Annotated in this window: 2 pseudogenes; both read left to right on the forward strand. The window is 77.9% G+C overall.

The window, feature by feature from the left end:
• Nucleotides 1-12: 12 nt before the first annotated feature.
• Nucleotides 13-855, forward strand: a pseudogene (locus tag VR44_RS49425) (polyketide synthase dehydratase domain-containing protein); the annotation flags it as partial.
• Between the two features lie 284 nt (nt 856-1,139).
• Nucleotides 1,140-1,776, forward strand: a pseudogene (locus VR44_RS48230) (SDR family NAD(P)-dependent oxidoreductase); the annotation flags it as partial.

Below are 1,776 nucleotides of genomic sequence, written 5' to 3' on the forward strand. Positions count from 1 at the left end.
GCCGGTCACGCCCTGTTCGGGGCGACGGCCCTGCTGCCCGACGGGGCGGGCGCCCTCCTCACCGGACGCCTGTCCCTCGCCACCCACCCCTGGCTCGCGGACCACGCCGTCTCCGGTGTGACCCTGCTCCCCGGCACCGCCTTCCTGGAGATGGCCGTCCGTGCCGGTGACGAACTCGGCTGCGGCCGGGTCGACGAACTCGCCCTCGCCGCACCCCTGGTCCTCCCGGAGCAGGGCGCGGTCCAGGTCCGGGTGGTCGTCGGAGCCGAGCAGGAGGACTCGGGACGCCGGACGGTGAAGATCTACTCCCGCGCCGCGACCGCCGCCGCGACCGCCGCCGTGTCCGACGGGGAGGACGCCTGGACGCGTCACGCGACGGGCTTCCTCGTCCCCGACACCGACCGGACAGCGCCGGAGACGATGGACGGCGCTTGGCCCCCCGCCGGTGCCACCGCCGTGGACCTCCACGACTGCTACGTGCGGCTGGCCGACGCCGGCTTCGACTACGGCCCGGTGTTCCAGGGGCTGCGCGCCGTCTGGCGGCACGGGGAGGACGAGCTGTTCGCCGAGGTGGCCCTGCCCGAGGGGACCTCCGTCGACGGGTTCGCCGTCCACCCGGCCCTCCTCGACGCGGCCCTGCACGCCATGGGCGTCGGGGAGTTCCTCGGGGCGGGCCACGCGGGCCGGCTCCCGTTCGCCTGGAGCGGCGTGAGCGTGTACGGCAGCGGCGCCGAGACCCTGCGCGTCCGCCTGACCCGGGCCGGGACCGGCCCGGACGCGGTGGAGCTGCGGATCGGCGACGGCGCGGGACGGCCCGTGGCCTCCGTCGACTCGCTGCTCCTGCGCACGGTCACCCCCGAGCAGCTCGCCGGGGCCGACGCCGCCGCCCGGGGCGGTGCGGGGCCGCGGGACGCACTGTTCCGCCTGGAGTGGGAGCCGTACGAGCCGTACGGGCCGGACTCCGGGCCGCGGTCCGCCGCGCCGGTCCGGTGCGAGAGCCTCGCGGAGCTGGACNGCTGGACGGGGACGCCGTACCGGAGACCGTGGTCGTCACCCTGCCGGAGGCGGGGGAGGGGGCCGCGCCGGCCGCCGCGACGTGCCGCGCACTGGAACTGGTCCAGGAGTGGCTGCGCGAGGACCGGTTCGCCGCCTCGCGGCTGGTGCTCCTCACACGCGGCGCGGTCGACGCGCCCACCACCGCCGGGCCCGGCGGGAGCACCGCCGACCCCGCGCAGGCGGCCGTCTGGGGCCTCGTCCGCTCGGCCCAGTCGGAGAACCCCGGCCGGTTCGTGCTGGTGGACACCGACGACACCGAGGGCGCCGCGGCGCTGTCGGCCGCCGTGGCCTGCGGCGAGCCCCAGGTGGCGCTCCGCGACGGGGCCCTGTTCGTCCCGCGCCTCGTACGGGCCGGGGAACCGGCCCCGGCCGAGGACGCCCCCGCGGCCTTCACCGCCGAGGGAACGGTACTGATCACCGGCGCGTCCGGGACACTGGGCCGGATCGTCGCCCGCCACCTGGTCACCGCCTACGGGGTCCGGCACCTGCTGCTGGCCGGCCGCCGGGGCCAGGACGCGCCCGGCGCGGCCGAGTTCGAGCAGGAGCTGCGCGAACTGGGCGCCGAACCCCGGACCGTGGCCTGCGACGTCGCCGACCGCACCGCGCTCGCCGCCCTGCTGGCCACGGTTCCCGCCGAGCAGCCGCTGACCGCCGTGGTCCACGCGGCCGGAGTGACCGACGACGCCACGGTCGCCGCCCTCACCCCGGAGCGGGTGGACT

Source organism: Streptomyces katrae (assembly GCF_000966975.1).
GTDB classification, from domain to species: Bacteria; Actinomycetota; Actinomycetes; order Streptomycetales; family Streptomycetaceae; genus Streptomyces; species Streptomyces katrae.